A 16,452-nucleotide genomic window follows, 5' to 3' on the forward strand; every position below is an offset into this window, starting at 1 on the left:
CCGAACCGCGGCCCGACCCGGTACCGATCCGCCGGACCGGCCCCGCACCCCAAGGGAGTTCGCATGACCACCGGCCACCTCCACCTCGGTGTCGCGCTCGACGGCGCGGGCCGCCACCCCGCCGCGTGGCGTTCGCCGCACGCCCGCCCCGCCGAGCTGTTCGAGCCGGGCTACTGGGTCGAGCTGGCGCGGACCGCCGAGGCCGGGCTGCTCGACTTCATACGACTGGACGATTCGCTCGGACCACCCTCCGTACGGATCCCGGGTCGACTCGACGCGGTCTCGGTGGCCGCACGGGTGGCCCCCGCGACCGCGTCGATCGGCCTGATCCCGGCCGCGACCACCACGCATACCGAGCCGTTCCACGTGTCCACCGCGATCGCCACCCTCGACTACGTCGGGCGCGGCCGCGCGGGCTGGTGGCCCAAGCCGTCCCGAACCGCCGCCGAGGCCCGCCACTTCGGCCGCAAACCCGTCGCCCCGGCCGGCGAACTGGCGGACGAACAAGCCGAGTTCGTCGACGTGGTGAGCCGCCTGTGGGACAGCTGGGAGGACGACGCGGTGATCCGCGACGTGGCCACGAGCCGCTTCCTGGACCGGGAGAAGCTGCACTACGTCGACTTCGAGGGCACCTACTTCGACGTCCGCGGCCCCTCCATCACCCCGCGCCCCCCGCAGGGCCGCCCGGTGATCGGGATCACCGTGGACGGCCCCGACACGCTGGAGATCGCCGCACGGTTCGCCGACGTGCTCTTCATCGACGCATCCGGCCCGGACGAGGCCCGCCGACTGCGCGAGCGGGCGCACACGATCGCCGAGGGCAACGACCGCGACCCGGGCGAACTGCGCGTACTCGCCGACATCACCGTGCACCTGGCCGACAGCGAGGCGCAGGCGCGCCGCGAACGCACCGCCCTCGACGCCCGCTCGGACGTCCCGGTGGCCGGCGGACTCAGCTTCACCGGCACCGCGGCGGCCCTCGCGGACCGACTCGCCGGCTGGTACACCGGCGGCGCCGTCGACGGCTTCACGCTGCTCCCCGGCGTGCTGCCGTACGACCTGGACCACGTGGTCGAGGACCTGATCCCGATCCTGCGCGCACACGGCCACACCCGCGACGCGTACACCGCCGACACGCTGCGCGGACACCTGGGCCTGCCGCTGCCCGCCAACCGCTACGCCCGGATCCGAGGAGGGATCACCGATGCCCGAGTCTCGTAATGCCGCGCACCGCACGCGCATCCACCTCGCCGCGCACTTCCCCGGCGTCAACAGCGCCACCATCTGGAGCGACCCGCGCTCGGGCAGCCAGATCGACTTCGCCTCGTTCGAATACCTGGCCCGCACCGCCGAACGCGGCAGGTTCGACTTCTTCTTCCTGGCCGAGGGCCAACGGCTGCGCGAACACCAGGGCCGGATCTTCGAGTTGGACGTGGCCGGCCGCCCGGACGCGCTCACCGTCCTGGCCGCACTGGCCGCGGTCACCGACCGACTCGGACTGGCCGCGACCGCCACCGCCACCTACAACGAACCCTACGAACTGGCCCGCCGAATCGCCTCGTTGGACCACCTGAGCACCGGTCGGGCGGGGTGGAACGTGGTCACCTCGCCGGACGCCTGGACCGGCGAGAACTTCCGCCGGGGTGGCTTCCTGCCGCGCGAGGAACGCTACGAACGGGCCATCGAGTTCGTCGAGGCGGCCCGCACCCTGTGGGACAGCTGGGCGCCGGACGCGCACGTCGCGGACCCCGAGGCCGGCGTGTTCGCCGCCCCGGAGGCCGGGCGATTCGACTATCACGGACGGCACTTCGCCATCGAGGGCCGATTCACCGTGCCGCGCAGCCGGCAACAGCGGCCGGTGCTGATCCAGGCGGGAGACTCCGAGGACGGGCGCGAGTTCGGCGCCGCGCATGCGGACGTGATCTTCTCCCGGCACGGCGAGTACGACCCGGGCCGGGCGTTCTACGCGGACATGAAGGGCCGCGCGGCCCGGCACGGCCGTTCCCCGGACGAGCTGAAGATCCTGCCCGCGGTAACCGCGGTGCTCGGCGCCACCGCCGAGGAGGCCCGGGACAAGGCGGCCTGGATCCGCCGGCAGCAGGTCAGCCCGAAGAACGCGATCCAGTTCGCCGAACAGGTCTGGGGCCGCGACCTGTCCGAACTCGACCCCGACGGCCCGCTGCCGGACTTCGACCCGGTCACCGACGGCGCCTCGATCAGCCGGGGCCGGGTCCGCCCCGGCGGCAACCCCCTTGAGGTGGCCCGCGCCTGGCGCGAACTCGCGGCGGCCAAGGGCGGGTTGAGCCTGCGCGAGGTGGTGATCGAGGTGGCCGCGCACCAGACGTTCATCGGCACCGCGGCGCAGGTCGCCGAGCGGATGGAGGTACACGTACGCGACGGCGCGAGCGACGGCTTCATCCTGGTCCCACACCTGACCCCCACCGGCCTGGACGAGTTCGTCGACCAGGTGGTGCCGATCCTCCAGGAACGCGGCGTCTTCCGGACCGAATACGAGGGCACCACGCTGCGCGAACACCTGAACCTGCCCGCGCCGCGTCCGGCCGCCGTACGACCCGCCGACGTCGCGGTGTGAACCCGGCCGCGCACCCGGGCGCACACCGCCGCCGCGGGCTCAGCTCCAGTCGTTGAGCGCGATCGACACCCCCGAGGCCGCCGGACCACGACAGTGGCTCCGGTGGTTTCGGGCGATGTGGTCCAGACGCAGGTTGTCGCGGAACGCCGGGATCAGGTTGAGCCGCCGGGCGTAGGACCACAGATGCGGATGTGCGGCCAGGCGATGTACGTCCACGGCGTCCAGGTGCCGCTTGTGTACCGCGTCCAGGTGCACCAGCGTGGTCCACAGCTGTACATCGGCCGCGGTCAGCGTGTCGCCCAGCAGGAACGGCCGGGCCGCGAGCCGCCGTTCGGCCACCGCCAGGGTGGCCAGCACGATCTCCATCGCCTCCGCGCGGCGCGGCCCGGCGGGCGCGCGCCCGGCGCGCTGCGCGGCGTCGGTGACGTCCTCCTCGAACAGCGTGTCGAGCGCGCACAGTTCCTCGCGCCGATCGGCGGGATACAACTCGTGCCCGCCGCCGAAGCCGGTGGCCAGATCGCGCAGGATGTGCGGCGCGTGATTACTGACGATCCGTCCGCTCCAGCGGTCCCACAACACCGGTACGGTCACCGGCCCGTCGTAGTGGTACTCGGTGGCCTCGTACGCCTCGCGCAGGAACGCGAACCCGGCGATCGGGTCCAGGCCGTGGCCGTCCCCGTCACGAAACGCCCAGCCACGCCCGTCCCGGACCGGATCCACCAGCGAGGTGCCCATCACCCGGCCCAGGCCCGCCAGATCACGGGTGATGGCCACCCGCAACGAACGCGGGCAGGCCAGGCACAGGTAGAGGTGGTAGCGATTCGGCCCGGCCCGGAAGCCGGCGCCGATCCGGCCGCGAAAGCGCTGCATCGGCGGGCGAATGGTCTCCAGGCCCGGCAGCGGCGAGCCGGGGTGGCGGACGCGGTAGCGCCCGTGGGCGCGGAAGTCGATCGGTCCGGCGGCCCTGGGGGTGGTCATCGACATACGGGTCTCCCTCGCGCGGGTCGTGAGTGTGGCAACGGTCGAGGCGGCACGGCACGGCGTGGTCCGACCCGGATGCGGGCGGACCGGTGGCGTGGAACTCAGACCGCGCGACAGCTCGCGCTGCACACGCGCAGGAAGTCGATGTGACGACGAATCAGCAGGTGGACGGCGATCAGGACCCGCGCCCTCGGCAATCCCGGGCGGGGGCCCACGTGACACACGCAGCCGTCCACGGCTCGAATTATTCGCGCTACGCCCAGTCCCCGCAAGGGGTTCCGCCTCACTCGCCGGCCTGGCCGAATGGCTCGGCGCGCCCTCTGCGCCCGGCTGGCACACTCGCTCCGGGCCGTCCTCAAACGCCGGACGGGCTGTTCGTCGCGCACCGAGCCAAACTCAGCCCGGCCGGAACGGCTCGCCGTGGGTGGCCAGGGTGAACACCGCGAACTTCACGACACCGCTCCCAACAGTTGTGGACGCCGGCGCCCGGGTATCGCCGCGATCAACTCGCGCGTGTACGGGTGCGTGGGCGCCGCCAGCACCTGTTCGCACGTACCCTTCTCGACCAGACGCCCGGCCCGCAGCACGCCCACCCGGTCGGCGATCCGGCGCACCACGGCCAGATCGTGCGAGATGAAGAGGTAGCTGATGCCCAACTCCTCCTGAAGCCGGGAGAGCAGATCCAGGATCTGCGCCTGGACCGACACATCCAGTGCGGACACCGGTTCGTCGCACACCACCAGATCCGGCTCCAGGGCCAACGCGCGGGCGATCGCCACCCGTTGCCGCTGCCCACCGGACAACTCGGCGGGTTTGCGCCGCAGTACGTCCCCCGGCAGAGCGACCTGCTCGATCAACGCCGCCGCCCGGGCCCGCTGTTCGGCCCGGCTGCCGACCCGATACGCGCGCAGCGGCTCCTCGACGATCTCGGACACCGTGAAGCGCGGATCCAGCGAGGCGTACGGGTTCTGGTACACCAACTGCATCCGCCGCCGCAGTGCGCGCAACTCGGCCCGCCCGGGGCGCGTGGTGTCCCGGCCCTCGATCAGGATCCGCCCGGCGGTAGGCGTCTCCAGGCCCAGGATCATCCGCGCCGTGGTCGACTTGCCCGACCCCGACTCGCCGACCAGCGCGAATGTCTCGCCCCGGCGGACGGTGAACGACACGTCGTCCACCGCTCGCACGCTGCGCGGCCCCTCCTTGCTCCGGGGCAGCGCGAACTCCTTGACCAGGCCGGTCACGGTGAGCAACGGCTCGGTACGCGGCACCGGTTCGCGCGCCGGCCGGGTCCGGGCCCGGCGGGCGGTCGGGCCCGCGGCCAGGCTCGGCGCGGCGGCGATCAACTGCCGGGTGTACGGGTGTTCGGGGTCGGTCAGGATCCGCTCGGCGGGCCCCTGCTCGACCACCTCGCCGCGCGACATCACCACGACCCGCTGGGCCCGGTCGGCGGCCACCCCCAGGTCGTGGGTGATCAGCAACATCGCGGTGCCGTGCGCGTGGGTGAGTTCCTCGATGTGGTCGAGGATCTGCCGCTGTACGGTCACGTCCAGCGCGCTGGTCGGCTCGTCGGCGATCACCAGCGCGGGCCGGCAGGCGAGGGCGATGGCGATCAGTACACGCTGGCGCATCCCGCCGGACAACTCGTGCGGGAACTGCCGTGCCCGGGTCGCTGGTTCGGGCAGACCCGCCTCGCCGAGCGCGGCCACGGCGCGTTCGGCGGCCTCCTTGCCGCTCGCGAGCCCGTGCACGATCAGCGCCTCGGCGACCTGATCGCCGACCCGGCGTACCGGGTTGAGCGAGACCAGCGGGTCCTGCGGGATCAGCCCGATCGATCGGCCGCGCACCTCGCGCAGTTCGCGCTCGCGCAGGGTCAACAGATCGCGGCCCCGGAAGAGCACCCGACCCGCGCCGACCCGACCGCCGGCGGGCAACAGCCCGACGATCGCATGCGCGGTGGTGCTCTTGCCCGACCCCGACTCGCCCACCACGGCGACCACTTCACCCGCCCGCACACTCAGATCGGCGGCGGTCACCGCGTGCACCGGACCATTCGAGGTCCGATACGACACCCGCAGTCCCTGAATCTCCAACAACGGCCCGTCCGCCGGCCCCGACGCCGCACCCGCACCCACGACGGCATCCGGCCCGGCCTCTGCGGCTGCCCCGGGCCCCACATACGCCTCGGACACCCCGGACCCCACGTACGCCTCGGACCCCACGTACACCTCGGATCCCGAGGTTGCCGAGACCGCCGCGGCCACCGAAGCCATCGCCGTCACCGCCACCGCCACCGGCGGGTGCGCAGGCCCCTTCGTGCGTCGATTCCGCGTACCGCCGCTCATCGATCCTGCCTCCGTTCTCCGTCCAGGGCCCGGGAGATGCGGTTCGCGGACAACACCGTCGCCGCGATCACCAGGCCGGGAAATGTGGTCAGCCACCACGCGGTGGCCACGAAGTTGCGTCCGTCGGAGACCAGTACGCCCCACTCCGGCGTCGGCGGCGCCGCCCCGTAGCCGAGGAAGCTCAGCGCGGACACGGCCAGGATCGCGATGCCGAACTCCAGCGCGGCCATCACCAACACCGGCCCGGACGCGTTCGGCAGCACATGCCGCACCAGGATCGGCCCCGAGCGCACCCCGCTCGCCCGAGCCGCCTCCACGTACACCGACGAGCGCACCCGCAACACCTCGGCGCGCATCACCCGGGCGAAGCTCGCCACACTGGCCACCCCCACCGCGATCGCCACCTTCGTGGTCCCGAAGCCCAACGCGCTGACCAGCGCCAACGAGAGCAACAAGCGAGGGATGGCCTGCAACACGTCGATCACGCGCATCAGCACGTCGTCCAGCCACCCACCGAAGAACCCGGCCGACAACCCGAGCGCGGAGCCGACCACCAGCGCCACCGCCACCGCGACGACCGTCGCCCGCAACGAGAGCGAACTGCCGTGCACCACTCGGGTGAACAGATCGCGGCCGAGCTGGTCCGTGCCGAACAGGTGGGCCGCGCTGGGCCCTTGCAGCTTGTCCCGAGGTGTGCCGACGAGCGGATCGCCGGCCGCGAACAGGTTCGGGAACAGCGCCGCGAGCAACACCAGTGCGAACACCACCAGGGACAGCGCCAGTCCGGGCCGGCGCAGCACGAACCGCGCGTGTCCGCGCGCGGCGGGCAACACCTGCGCGGTGAAGGCGATCGCCATCGTCACACCGTCCTTCCCACCCGCGGATCCAGCAGCGGATACAGCAGATCGGTGACCAGGGCGACCACGACGAAGACCACCGCCGCGAGCAACACCACGCCCTGCACCATCGCCACGTCCTGGTTGTCCACGGCCGCGGCGGTCAACCGACCGACGCCGGCCCGGGAGAACACCGTCTCCACCACCGTCGCCTCGACCAGCAGGTTCCCGGACACCACCGCGGCCAGCGTCAGCGCGGGCAGCGAGGCGTTGCGCAGCGCGTGCCGCAGATGGATCCGCACCCGGCCGACGCCCTTGGCCCGCGCGGTCTCCACGTAGGGCTCGGCCAGCGCGGTGGTCATGCTCTTGGCCAGCACCTGCGCGATCAGCGCCCCGGCGGGCAGCGCGAGGGTGATCGCGGGCAACACCAGGCTCTCGAAGCCGTCGTTGCCCATCGCGGGCAACAACCGCCACTGGAAGGACACCACCTGGACCAGCAGCAGCCCCACCCAGAAGCCCGGCATGGATATCCCGAGCGCGGGCAACGAAAGCAACACCTGACGCAGCGCCCGCAACCGGGTGAAGGTGGCCGCGAGCGCCACCGCCGTGCCGCCGAGGACGGCCGCCAACATCGCGCATCCGGTCAGCGCGAGCGTCTGCGGCAGGGCGTCCGCGATGGTGCGGGCCACCGGCGCCCCGGTCTGCGCGGACCGACCCAGGTCGCCGGTGAGCACATCGCCCAGGGCGTGCGCGTACTGCACGTAGACCGGGTCGTCCAGCCCGTTCGCCGCGCGTACCGCGTCGATCTGCTGCGGCGTCGCGGTGCCCTCCAGGCCGCCCAGCCGGATCGAGAGCGCATCGCCCGGCAGCAGGTGGAGCACCACGAACGAGACGGTGAACGCCGCCCACAACACCACCACCGCCTGCAACAACCGGCGGATCAGATAGCCGCGCATCAGTTGCCCACCCACGTGTCGTGGAACTGCAACCGCGAGGACGCCTCGAAGGTCAGCCCGTGCACCTTGGGCCCGAGCCCGTGCACCTGGGACAGCTCGAACAGCGGGATCACATAGGCACGTTCGGTGACGATCCGCTGCGCCTCGGCGACCTTCGCGGGCCGCTGCGTCGGATCCAGGTTCTGCGCCTGGTCGTCGAGTACGGTGTCCAACTCCGTGGCCGGCAGCCTGAGTCGGTTGACCGTCTTGGTGCTGAACAGCGTACGCAGGATGTCCGGGTCGGCGCGGGTGACGTTGTAGTAGGCGAAGTCGTAGTCGGCCGCGTTCTGTACCTGGTTCTGCTCACCGGCGGCGAGCTTGCGCAGCCGCAGCTCCACGCCGACCTTGCGCAACTGCTGCTGGACCAGTTCGAGGACGGACTGGCTGGCGTTGAACGCGGGTACGAAGATCACGTCCACGCTCAGCCGGCGGCCGTCCTTGACCCGTACGCCGTCCGAACCGACCCGCCAACCCGCCTCCTCCAGCAGCCGCTTGGCGCCCTCGGGATCGTGGCCCAACTGCGCGGACAGGTCGACGTAGCCGGGGGTGACCGAGGCCAGCGGCGAAGTAGCGGCCCGATACTTGGGGGTGAGCACGGTCTGCGCCAACTCCGGTCGGTTCACCGCCTTTTGGATCGCCCGCCGAACCGGCTCCTCGTTCAGGATCGGCCGCGACACGTTGGCCTGGAGGTTGAACACGACGCCCGGATTGGGCCGGGTCAGCACGGTGTAGCCGGTGGCGAACCGGGCCTCGTCCTGCGGCTGTACGTCGCTGATCGCGTCCACCTGGCCGGACTCCAGGCTGCCCGCCCGCACCCCGGACTCGGGCACGATCTTGAACACCAACCGGTCCAGGTAGGCCTCGCCCGGGTGGGCGAACAACGACGAACCCCAGCCGTAGCCCGCCCGCTTGGCCAACTCCACGCTCTGGTTCGCCTTGTAGGCGCGCAGCGTGAACGGCCCCGAGCCGACCAGGTCGCCCTGGCAGCGCTGCTCGGCGGTCTTGGCCAGTGTCGCGGGGGAGAGCAGGCCGAGCGACATGGTCGAGGTGGCCTGGAGGAACTGGGCACTGGGCGCCGCGAATTCCACCCGCACGGTGGTGGGGTCGAGGACCGTGGTGCCCCGGTACCCGGTCAGGTAGCTGCTCGCGATGGTGGCCTTGGCGCCGAGCGCGACCACGCCGTCCAGGTTGGCCTTGACCGCCGCGCCGTCGACCGGCGTGCCGTCGGAGAAGGTCGCGCCCGGGCGCAGGTGGAAGGTGAAGTGGGTGGCCTGCGGGTCCACCTCCCAGGAGGTGGCCAGCCACGGCTTGATCTCGCCGGTACGCCCGTCCTGGTCGGTCAGCGAATCGACCAGCTGGCGGCCCACGTTCAGGCTCGCGTTCAGCCCGTACTGCTGCGGGTCCAGGCAGGTCGGGTCGGTGGCCAGGGCGAAGGTGAGCGTGCCGCCGGCCTTCGGCGGGCCCGCCTCGGCGGAGTTCGCGGCCGGGTCGCCGCCGGCGCCGTTGCAGGCGCCGGCCAGGAGCGCGAGAGCGAGCGCGGCGGAGCCGGTGCCGATGGTGCGGCGCACTCTTCGGGAATGGGCGAGGACGGCGAATATCGGAACGCGCATGTCGATCTCCGGGCATGGCGAATTCACGCGGCGGCGCGCGTGATTTCGGGCAGGGGATATTCATCGATTCACGCGCGCGGGCGGCGGCGCGGGCGATCCCGTGGGAAATCGCGCCGGCGCGGCACGCGACGAATCGAGAGGAGGGGTCGTGAAACGGCGGGCGGCGGTCCGACCGGTGCGCAGCGCGCTCGATCGGGACCGGCCGGCGGCGGAACAGCCCGGTCCGCGGCGGTCAGCGGGTGCGACAGGCGGAACTGTGCACGCGGCCGAAATCGACATGGCGGCGCGTACACAAGGGAGTTCGCGGACGGCGCACGGCCGCGCCGCAGGGCGCGACGGCCTCGACACGCCGGGAGGAGACCCCGGGCGTGGAGGCGGTGACCGGCACCACGAGCGTCATGACGTCCTTCGACAACAATGGATCGATATCTGCGACGTCGAGAGCCTATCGAGTCGGTCGCGGAGACAACAAGTGGCTATTCCGCTTTTCGGTCGAGTCGGCCGGAAAGCGCCGCCCGGACCGCCGGCCGGAAATCCCGCGCGGCCCGCGGTATTTCCGGCCGATGGCGCGGGGGAGGGGTCTACGGTACGTCCGAGGAATGTCCGGGAAACACGTGCGCCGAGGGATCGACCACGGTCATCGCGTTGTTGACCGCGGTGGCCGCCTCGCCGAACCCGGTGGCGATCAGCTTGACCTTGCCGTCGTAGTCGACGATGTCGCCGGCCGCGAACACCCGGGCCAGATTGGTGCGCATCGCCTGGTCCACCACGATGTGCCGCTTGCGCTGCTCGAGGCCCCAGTGCGTCATCGGCCCCAGGTCGGCGACGAAGCCGAGCGCGGCCACCACCGCCTGGACCGGGAGGGTGCGCAGCGCGCCGTCGGCCTTGGCCACCACGTCGGCCGCACTGACCTGCCCGTTGCCGCGGAGCGCGGTGACCTCGGCGGAGGTGATCACCTCGGCGGTGGAGGCCAACACCCGTTGCACGGTGTGCTCGTGCGCGCGGAACTTGTCCCGGCGGTGCACCAGGGTGATCGACTTGGCGACCGGCTCCAGGCTGGTCGCCCAGTCGAACGCCGAGTCGCCGCCGCCCACGATCAGCACGTCGAGACCGGCCAGATCGGCCAGGCGCGGTACGAAGTAGCGCACCCCCTCGCCCACGTACGCGTCCGCCGCGGGCAGCGCTCGAGGGCTGAACGTGCCGATCCCGCCGCTGATCAGCACCACCTTGGCGCGCACCACCAGGCCGCTCGCGCAGGTGATCGTCACGCCCTCGTCGTCCTGGGCCAACTCCTCGGCGCGGTGGCCGAGCAGGTAGTTCGGCGCGAACGGCGCGGCCTGTTCGACCAGGGCGTCCACCAGGTCCTGGCCCTTGATCGCCGGGAAGCCCGCGACGTCGTAGATCAGCTTCTCCGGGTACATCGCGGAGATCTGTCCACCGGGTTCGGGGAGCGAGTCCAAAAGCGCCGTGCGCAGGCCCCGAAAACCCGCGTAGTAGGCGGCGTACAGGCCCGTCGGGCCCGCACCGATGACGAGCAGGTCGGTGTCGACGGTGGAGGACACGCGCGCTCCTTCCCGAGCCGGATGCCCGGACCCTAACCCAACGCGCCGCGGCCTTTTCCGACTTCGTGCCCCGCGTCACACGAATGGCAGCAGCACGACGGTGCCACGAGCTCGCCCAACCGCGGTCAAATGTCCGTACGCAACCGTATGGGAAGGATGAAACTTGTTCTCATCCGGCTCGCCGATGGTTAGGGTCCGGTTCATGGAGTTCTCCCGCGCCCCGGCCCGCTCGGCGCCCGCCGTGCCGATCGCGGTCGCCGAGGACCCCGGCCACGCCCGGGGCCGGCACCCGACCGTACGCCCCGCCCGGGCCCGAGCGCGGCGCGCGCGGACCGCTCGACTCACCCTCGCCGCCGACCCCGCACCCGGGTGCGGCACACTGGCGGCGCGCGCGAACCGGCGCGGCACCGAGCTCGCCCGCCGGCTCGGTCCCGACCCGGTGTGCGTGCCCGCCGTGCCCGCCGCGGCCGGCGTACCGATCTGATCCACACCCCACCGACCCGTACCGACCCGCCCCGATCCGCTTCGACCCCGTTCGAATCCCGCACGACCGCGAGGACGCACCATGACCCTGTTCCCCGGCAGGGACACCGACGTCACCACCGCCGTCGCCGCTCTGCTGGCGAAGTGCCGACTGTCGATACCCCGCAACTGGATACTCACGGCGCTCGACTACGCGTGGCACGACGAGCGCCCGGTGGTGGTGTTGCGCCACCAGCCCGCGACCCACCCGCGTCCCGGCGGCCCGCACGCCAGCGTGGTGGTCGATCGCGCCGACGGCACGCTGCTCGGCTGGACCCGACTGGATGGGCCGCGCCCGGGCCCGCTGCCCGGCACCGAGGAGGCGCACGCCGCCGCGGAGGCGTTCTGGCACCACGTGGATCCGCTGCACGCCGAGGGGCTGACCGTGCAGTGGGTCGCGCAGCACGACGAGACCATCGGCACCGCCGCCGGCCGGGCCGCGTCGGTGAGCGGCATGCGCGTCAACGCGCGTCACATCAACGGGCTCTACACGTGGGCGGTGCTGGCGGGGGACCTGTCCGTGCTGACCTACGAACGCGACGTGCAGTGGGACGAGCGGGCCGCCCGGCGGCGTACCCAGATGTGGCTGCACGATCGCTGGCGGGCCGCCGTGGACGGCACCGCGCCCGCGCCCGGCGCGCCGTACGCGCCCGCCCGGCGCTGACCCGGATCCGGCTCAAGTCCGGGAAAACTTCGGCAAGTTCGGGAAATCCCCTGCTCACGCGGGTCCTTCGGGGCCCGCGTGCGGCTTTTCCGGCGCCGAGCGTGGCGGTTGGTCCAGACCATTTTGGTACAGACCATTGACCCCTGGTCCAGACCTTTCCTACTCTCACTGGGACCCGCGGTGGGGTGCCGTCGAATCGTTTCCCCACCGGGAGGTGCCACGTCCCCGCATGTCTGGCCCCACTCGAGGAGCACCCTTGAGCACAGGAACCAAACAACGCACCACCCTGTCCCGACGCACCCTGATCGCCCTGATGAGTGCCCTGCTGCTCCCCCTGGCAGCGATGGTCGGCCTCGCGTCCCCCGCACAGGCCGCCGGCACCACCGCCACGTTCGTCAAGACCTCCGACTGGGGCTCCGGCTTCGGCGGCAGCTGGACCGTCAAGAACACCGGCACGGCCGCGATCACCTCGTGGACCCTGGAATGGGACTTCCCCGCCGGCACCGCCGTCGGCTCGTCCTGGGACGCCGTCGTCACCCGCACCGGCGACCACTACACCGCGAAGAACGTCGGCTGGAACGGCACCGTCGGCCCCGGCGCCACGGTCACCTTCGGCTTCAACGGCACCGGCCCCGGCAACCCGACCGGGTGCAAGATCAACGGCGGCTCCTGCGACGGCGGCCCCACCACCCCCGGCGACAACCCGCCCGGCGCCCCCGGCACACCCGTCGCGAGCAACGTCACCGACACCGGCGTCACGCTGACCTGGGCCGCGGCAACCGACGACCACGGCATCAAGAACTACGACGTACTGCGCGGCGGCAGCAGGATCGCCACCGTCACCACGCCCACCTACACGGACAGCGGCCTGGTCGCGGGCACCGACTACACGTACACCGTGGTCGCCCGGGACACCGCCGACCAGACCGGCCCGGCCAGTGCCGCGGTCACCGTGCACACCACCGGTGGCGGCGGAGGCAACCCCGGCGGCGGCAGCACCGTCAAGCTCGGCTACTTCACCGAGTGGGGCATCTACGGCCGCAACTACAACGTGAAGAACATCGTCACCTCCGGCTCGGCCGCCAAGATCACCCACATCAACTACGCCTTCGGCAACGTCCAGGGCGGCAAGTGCACCATCGGCGACGCCTACGCCGACTACGACAAGGCGTTCACTGCCGACCAGAGCGTCAGCGGCGTGGCCGACAACTGGGACCAGCCGCTGCGCGGCAACTTCAACCAACTGCGCCAGCTCAAGGCCAAGTACCCGAACATCAAGATCCTGTGGTCGTTCGGCGGCTGGACCTGGTCCGGCGGCTTCGGCCAGGCCGCGGCCAACCCCGCCGCGTTCGCCGAGTCCTGCTACAACCTGGTCGAAGACCCGCGCTGGGCCGACGTGTTCGACGGCATCGACCTGGACTGGGAATACCCCAACGCGTGCGGCCTCACCTGCGACACCAGCGGCGCGGCGTCGCTCAAGACGCTGCTCGCCGCCACCCGGGCCAAGTTCGGCGCGAACAACCTGGTCACCGCGGCGATCACGGCCGACGCCTCGGGCGCGGGCAAGATGGACGCGGCCGACTACGGCGGCGCCTCCGCCTACGTCGACTGGTACAACGTGATGACATACGACTTCTTCGGCGCCTGGGACGCCAAGGGCCCCACCGCCCCACACTCGCCGCTGACCTCGTACCCCGGCATCCCCAAGGACGGCTTCAACTCCGCCGACGCGATCGCCAAGCTCAAGACCAAGGGCGTCCCGGCGAACAAGCTGCTCCTCGGCATCGGCTTCTACGGCCGAGGCTGGACCGGAGTCACCCAGGACACCCCCGGCGGCACCGCCACCGGCGCCGCGCCGGGCACCTACGAGGCGGGCAACGAGGACTACAAGGTGCTCAAGGTCAGTTGCCCCAGCACCGGCACCGTGGCGGGCACCGCCTACGCCAAGTGCGGCACCAACTGGTGGAGCTACGACACCCCCGCCACCGTCAACGCCAAGATGAGCTGGGCCAAGGCGCAGAACCTGCGCGGCGCGTTCTTCTGGGAGTTCAGCGGCGACACCGCCAACGGCGAACTCGCGGCCGCGGTACACAGCGGCCTGAGCTAGCCCCCCCGAACGCGGCCACGAACGCGGCTGCCTTCACCGCCTCGTGACCGCACGGTCGTGGCCGGGCCCACCGGGGTGCCCGGCCACGACACCCACAAGCGGGCCCGCCGTCCACCGGCGCGGACGACGGACCCGGCACAAACCGAGCGGGCGCGGACCCACGGGTCCCGCCCGCTCGGGCCATTCGACACCCGATGCCTAGTCTGGTGGGCGTGAACGGCGACGAGCGGCAACGACCGATGAACCTCACGAGCCGAGCGCTACCGGACCCGGACCCGGACCCGCAGCCCATCGGCCTCGGCCCCGACCCGCGTTTCGACATCGCCACCCGGGCCGACCTCGAGGCGCTGCTCCGCCGGTTCTACGGCGCGGCCTTCGCCGACCCGGTGATCGGCGCCTTCTTCACCGAGATCGCCGGCACCGACCTGGAAGCACACCTGCCCCGAATCACCGACTTCTGGGAGCGCGCCCTGCTGCGCACCGCCGACTACCGGGGCGACGCCTTCGCCGTACACCACGACCTGCACCGCGCCGCGCCGCTGACCGCCCGACACTTCGGCCGCTGGGTCCAGCTGTGGCGGGCCGGCATCGACGGCGCCCACACCGGACCACGCGCCGAACGCGCCAAGGCCCAGGGCGAACGCATCGCCCGAGCCATGCTCCGCCGCCTATCCGGCCCCGAGGCCCACACCGAACCGGGCACAGGCGGCTTCATCCCCTTGACCACCCTGACCCTGCGCCACCACCCGACCTGAGCCCCCGAACCCACCCAGACCCGTCCGGCGCCCGAGGCCACCCAGGCCGACCATCGCCAAACGGCAGTCAACACGCCCGGGGCAACCGAAATCACCCAGTGCGGCGATCGAAAACACCCAAGCCGGCCACCGGCAAACCGCAGCGAGCATGGTCGGGCCAGCCGAAATCAGCCCGTCCGGCGCTTGAGGACACCCCAGCCAGTCACCGCCAAACTGCAGCCACCACGCCGAGGCAACCAAACTCAGCCCGTCCGGCGCTTGAGGACGCCCAAGGCCGCCACCACCAATCCGCAGCGACCAGATCCACCATCCCCAAATCAGCCCGTCCGGCGCTTGAGGACAACCGGGCCGGAGGCCGCCCGCCACAACCACCCGGCGACCACCCGTCCGCAGCCCGGTCCCTAGGCCCCAGCCCCGCCTCAGGGCCATGCGGCCCGAGCACCGTCCCGTTACCCCTCGCCCTGATCGCCCTTCCGCTTCAGATACCGCTCGAACTCCGCCGCGATCGCGTCGCCCGACGCCTCCGGGAGGTCCTCGGTGTCGCGTGCGGCCTCCAGCGAGCGGACGTACTCGGCGACCTCGGTGTCCTCGGCCGCCAACTGGTCCACGCCCACCTGCCAGGCCCGGGCGTCCTCGGCCAGCTCGCCCATCGGCACGCTCACGTCCAGGAAGTCCTCCAACTTGCGCAGCAGCGCCAGCGTGGCCTTGGGGGAGGGCGGCTGCGCGACGTAGTGCGGCACCGAGGCCCAGAACGTCAGCGCCGGCATCCCCGCGTGCGCGCACGCCTCCTGGAACACGCCCACGATGCCCGTCGGCCCCTCGTACCGGGACTGTTCCAGGCCCACGTTCTGCGCCACCACCGGGTCCGACGTGGTCCCGTTCACCGGCACCGGCCGCGAGTGCGGTGCATCGCCCAGCATCGCGCCAAGGACCACCACCGTCTCCACGCCCAACTCGTGCGCGAAGCCCAACAGTTCGTTGCAGAACGAGCGCCAGCGCAGGTTCGGCTCTATGCCGTGCACCAGCACCAGATCGCGGCGCGGCTCGGTGAGTCGGACCACGGAGAGCCGGGTGGTGGGCCAGGTGATCCGCCGGGTGTCCCCGTCCAGCCATATCGTCGGCCGGTTCACCTGGAAGTCGTAGTAGTCCTCGGCGTCGAGCGCCGCGAACACCTCGCCCTTCCAGACCCGGTCGAGGTGCTCGATCGCGGCGGAAGCGGCATCGCCCGCGTCGTTCCACCCCTCGAATGCGGCCACCATGACCGGGTCGATCAGCTCGGGCAGGTCGTCGAGCTCGATCACCCAGTGCCTCCTTCCGGCCGGGGCCGGGATCCGTGCGCCGCGGGCACCCGTCCCCGGGGCCGCGAGAGCTGTACGGTCCCCACATTACGGGTTGAGGCACGCTCGGCCAGACCCGCCGGCGTCGACTTCGCCCACAGTGAAATCCGGGCCGCACCCGGGAGCGGGACGGCAAACGCGCGCCATA

Annotated in this window: 13 protein-coding genes; 6 read left to right on the plus strand and 7 right to left on the minus strand. The window is 71.8% G+C overall.

The features are described 5' to 3' along the window. The first annotated feature begins 63 nt into the window (after positions 1 to 63). Positions 64 to 1,221, plus strand: a complete 1,158-nt coding sequence (locus ABIA38_RS29100) for an LLM class flavin-dependent oxidoreductase (RefSeq protein WP_424641831.1) — start codon at positions 64 to 66, stop codon at positions 1,219 to 1,221. After that, positions 1,205 to 2,593, plus strand: a complete 1,389-nt coding sequence (locus ABIA38_RS29105) for an NtaA/DmoA family FMN-dependent monooxygenase (RefSeq protein ID WP_424641832.1) — start codon at positions 1,205 to 1,207, stop codon at positions 2,591 to 2,593. The genes ABIA38_RS29100 and ABIA38_RS29105 overlap by 17 nt, the downstream gene beginning before the upstream one ends. 39 nt (positions 2,594 to 2,632) lie before the next feature. Here ABIA38_RS29105 and ABIA38_RS29110 read toward each other — a convergent pair whose 3' ends face one another. From ABIA38_RS29110 to ABIA38_RS29135, 6 genes are all read right to left on the minus strand, one after another. Further along, entirely contained in the window at positions 2,633 to 3,577 is a 945-nt protein-coding gene (locus tag ABIA38_RS29110) for a glutathione S-transferase C-terminal domain-containing protein (protein ID WP_424641833.1), read from the minus strand. A 446-nt stretch (positions 3,578 to 4,023) separates the two neighbouring features. Beyond that, positions 4,024 to 5,916, minus strand: coding sequence for a dipeptide ABC transporter ATP-binding protein (locus ABIA38_RS29115; protein ID WP_424641834.1), 1,893 nt, complete (start codon positions 5,914 to 5,916; stop codon positions 4,024 to 4,026). Continuing rightward, positions 5,913 to 6,773, minus strand: coding sequence for an ABC transporter permease (locus ABIA38_RS29120; protein WP_424641835.1), 861 nt, complete (start codon positions 6,771 to 6,773; stop codon positions 5,913 to 5,915). Before ABIA38_RS29120 ends, ABIA38_RS29115 begins: the two co-directional genes overlap by 4 nt. Before the next feature lie 2 nt (positions 6,774 to 6,775). Then, positions 6,776 to 7,708, minus strand: coding sequence for an ABC transporter permease (locus ABIA38_RS29125; protein WP_424641836.1), 933 nt, complete (start codon positions 7,706 to 7,708; stop codon positions 6,776 to 6,778). Then, positions 7,708 to 9,357 (minus strand): ABC transporter substrate-binding protein, encoded by a 1,650-nt coding sequence (locus ABIA38_RS29130; protein WP_424641837.1) that lies wholly within the window; start codon positions 9,355 to 9,357, stop codon positions 7,708 to 7,710. The genes ABIA38_RS29125 and ABIA38_RS29130 overlap by 1 nt, the downstream gene beginning before the upstream one ends. Before the next feature lie 581 nt (positions 9,358 to 9,938). Then, the gene (locus ABIA38_RS29135) at positions 9,939 to 10,919 is read right to left on the minus strand and encodes an NAD(P)/FAD-dependent oxidoreductase (RefSeq protein WP_424641838.1); all 981 of its coding nucleotides are present in this window, start codon (positions 10,917 to 10,919) and stop codon (positions 9,939 to 9,941) included. 202 nt (positions 10,920 to 11,121) lie between these two features. Between ABIA38_RS29135 and ABIA38_RS29140 the strand changes: the two genes are divergently transcribed. The 4 genes from ABIA38_RS29140 to ABIA38_RS29155 all read left to right on the plus strand — a co-directional run bounded on the left by ABIA38_RS29140 (position 11,122) and on the right by ABIA38_RS29155 (position 14,967). Continuing rightward, a complete protein-coding gene (locus ABIA38_RS29140; protein ID WP_424641839.1) occupies positions 11,122 to 11,403 on the plus strand; it encodes a hypothetical protein in 282 nt (93 codons plus the stop codon). Positions 11,404 to 11,484: 81 nt separating this feature from the next. After that, the gene (locus ABIA38_RS29145; protein WP_424641840.1) at positions 11,485 to 12,105 is read left to right on the plus strand and encodes a hypothetical protein; all 621 of its coding nucleotides are present in this window, start codon (positions 11,485 to 11,487) and stop codon (positions 12,103 to 12,105) included. A 313-nt stretch (positions 12,106 to 12,418) separates the two neighbouring features. Further along, on the plus strand, positions 12,419 to 14,212 hold the full coding sequence (locus ABIA38_RS29150; protein WP_424641958.1) for a glycosyl hydrolase family 18 protein: 1,794 nt from the start codon (positions 12,419 to 12,421) through the stop codon (positions 14,210 to 14,212). A gap of 212 nt (positions 14,213 to 14,424) precedes the next feature. Next, on the plus strand, positions 14,425 to 14,967 hold the full coding sequence (locus ABIA38_RS29155; protein WP_424641841.1) for a group III truncated hemoglobin: 543 nt from the start codon (positions 14,425 to 14,427) through the stop codon (positions 14,965 to 14,967). 449 nt (positions 14,968 to 15,416) lie between these two features. Here ABIA38_RS29155 and ABIA38_RS29160 read toward each other — a convergent pair whose 3' ends face one another. Beyond that, positions 15,417 to 16,268: a PAC2 family protein gene (locus ABIA38_RS29160; RefSeq protein ID WP_424641842.1), complete on the minus strand. Its 852-nt coding sequence runs from the start codon at positions 16,266 to 16,268 to the stop codon at positions 15,417 to 15,419. Positions 16,269 to 16,452 lie beyond the last annotated feature (184 nt).

The organism is Embleya sp. AB8 (assembly GCF_049739465.1).
Lineage (GTDB): Bacteria > Actinomycetota > Actinomycetes > Streptomycetales > Streptomycetaceae > Embleya.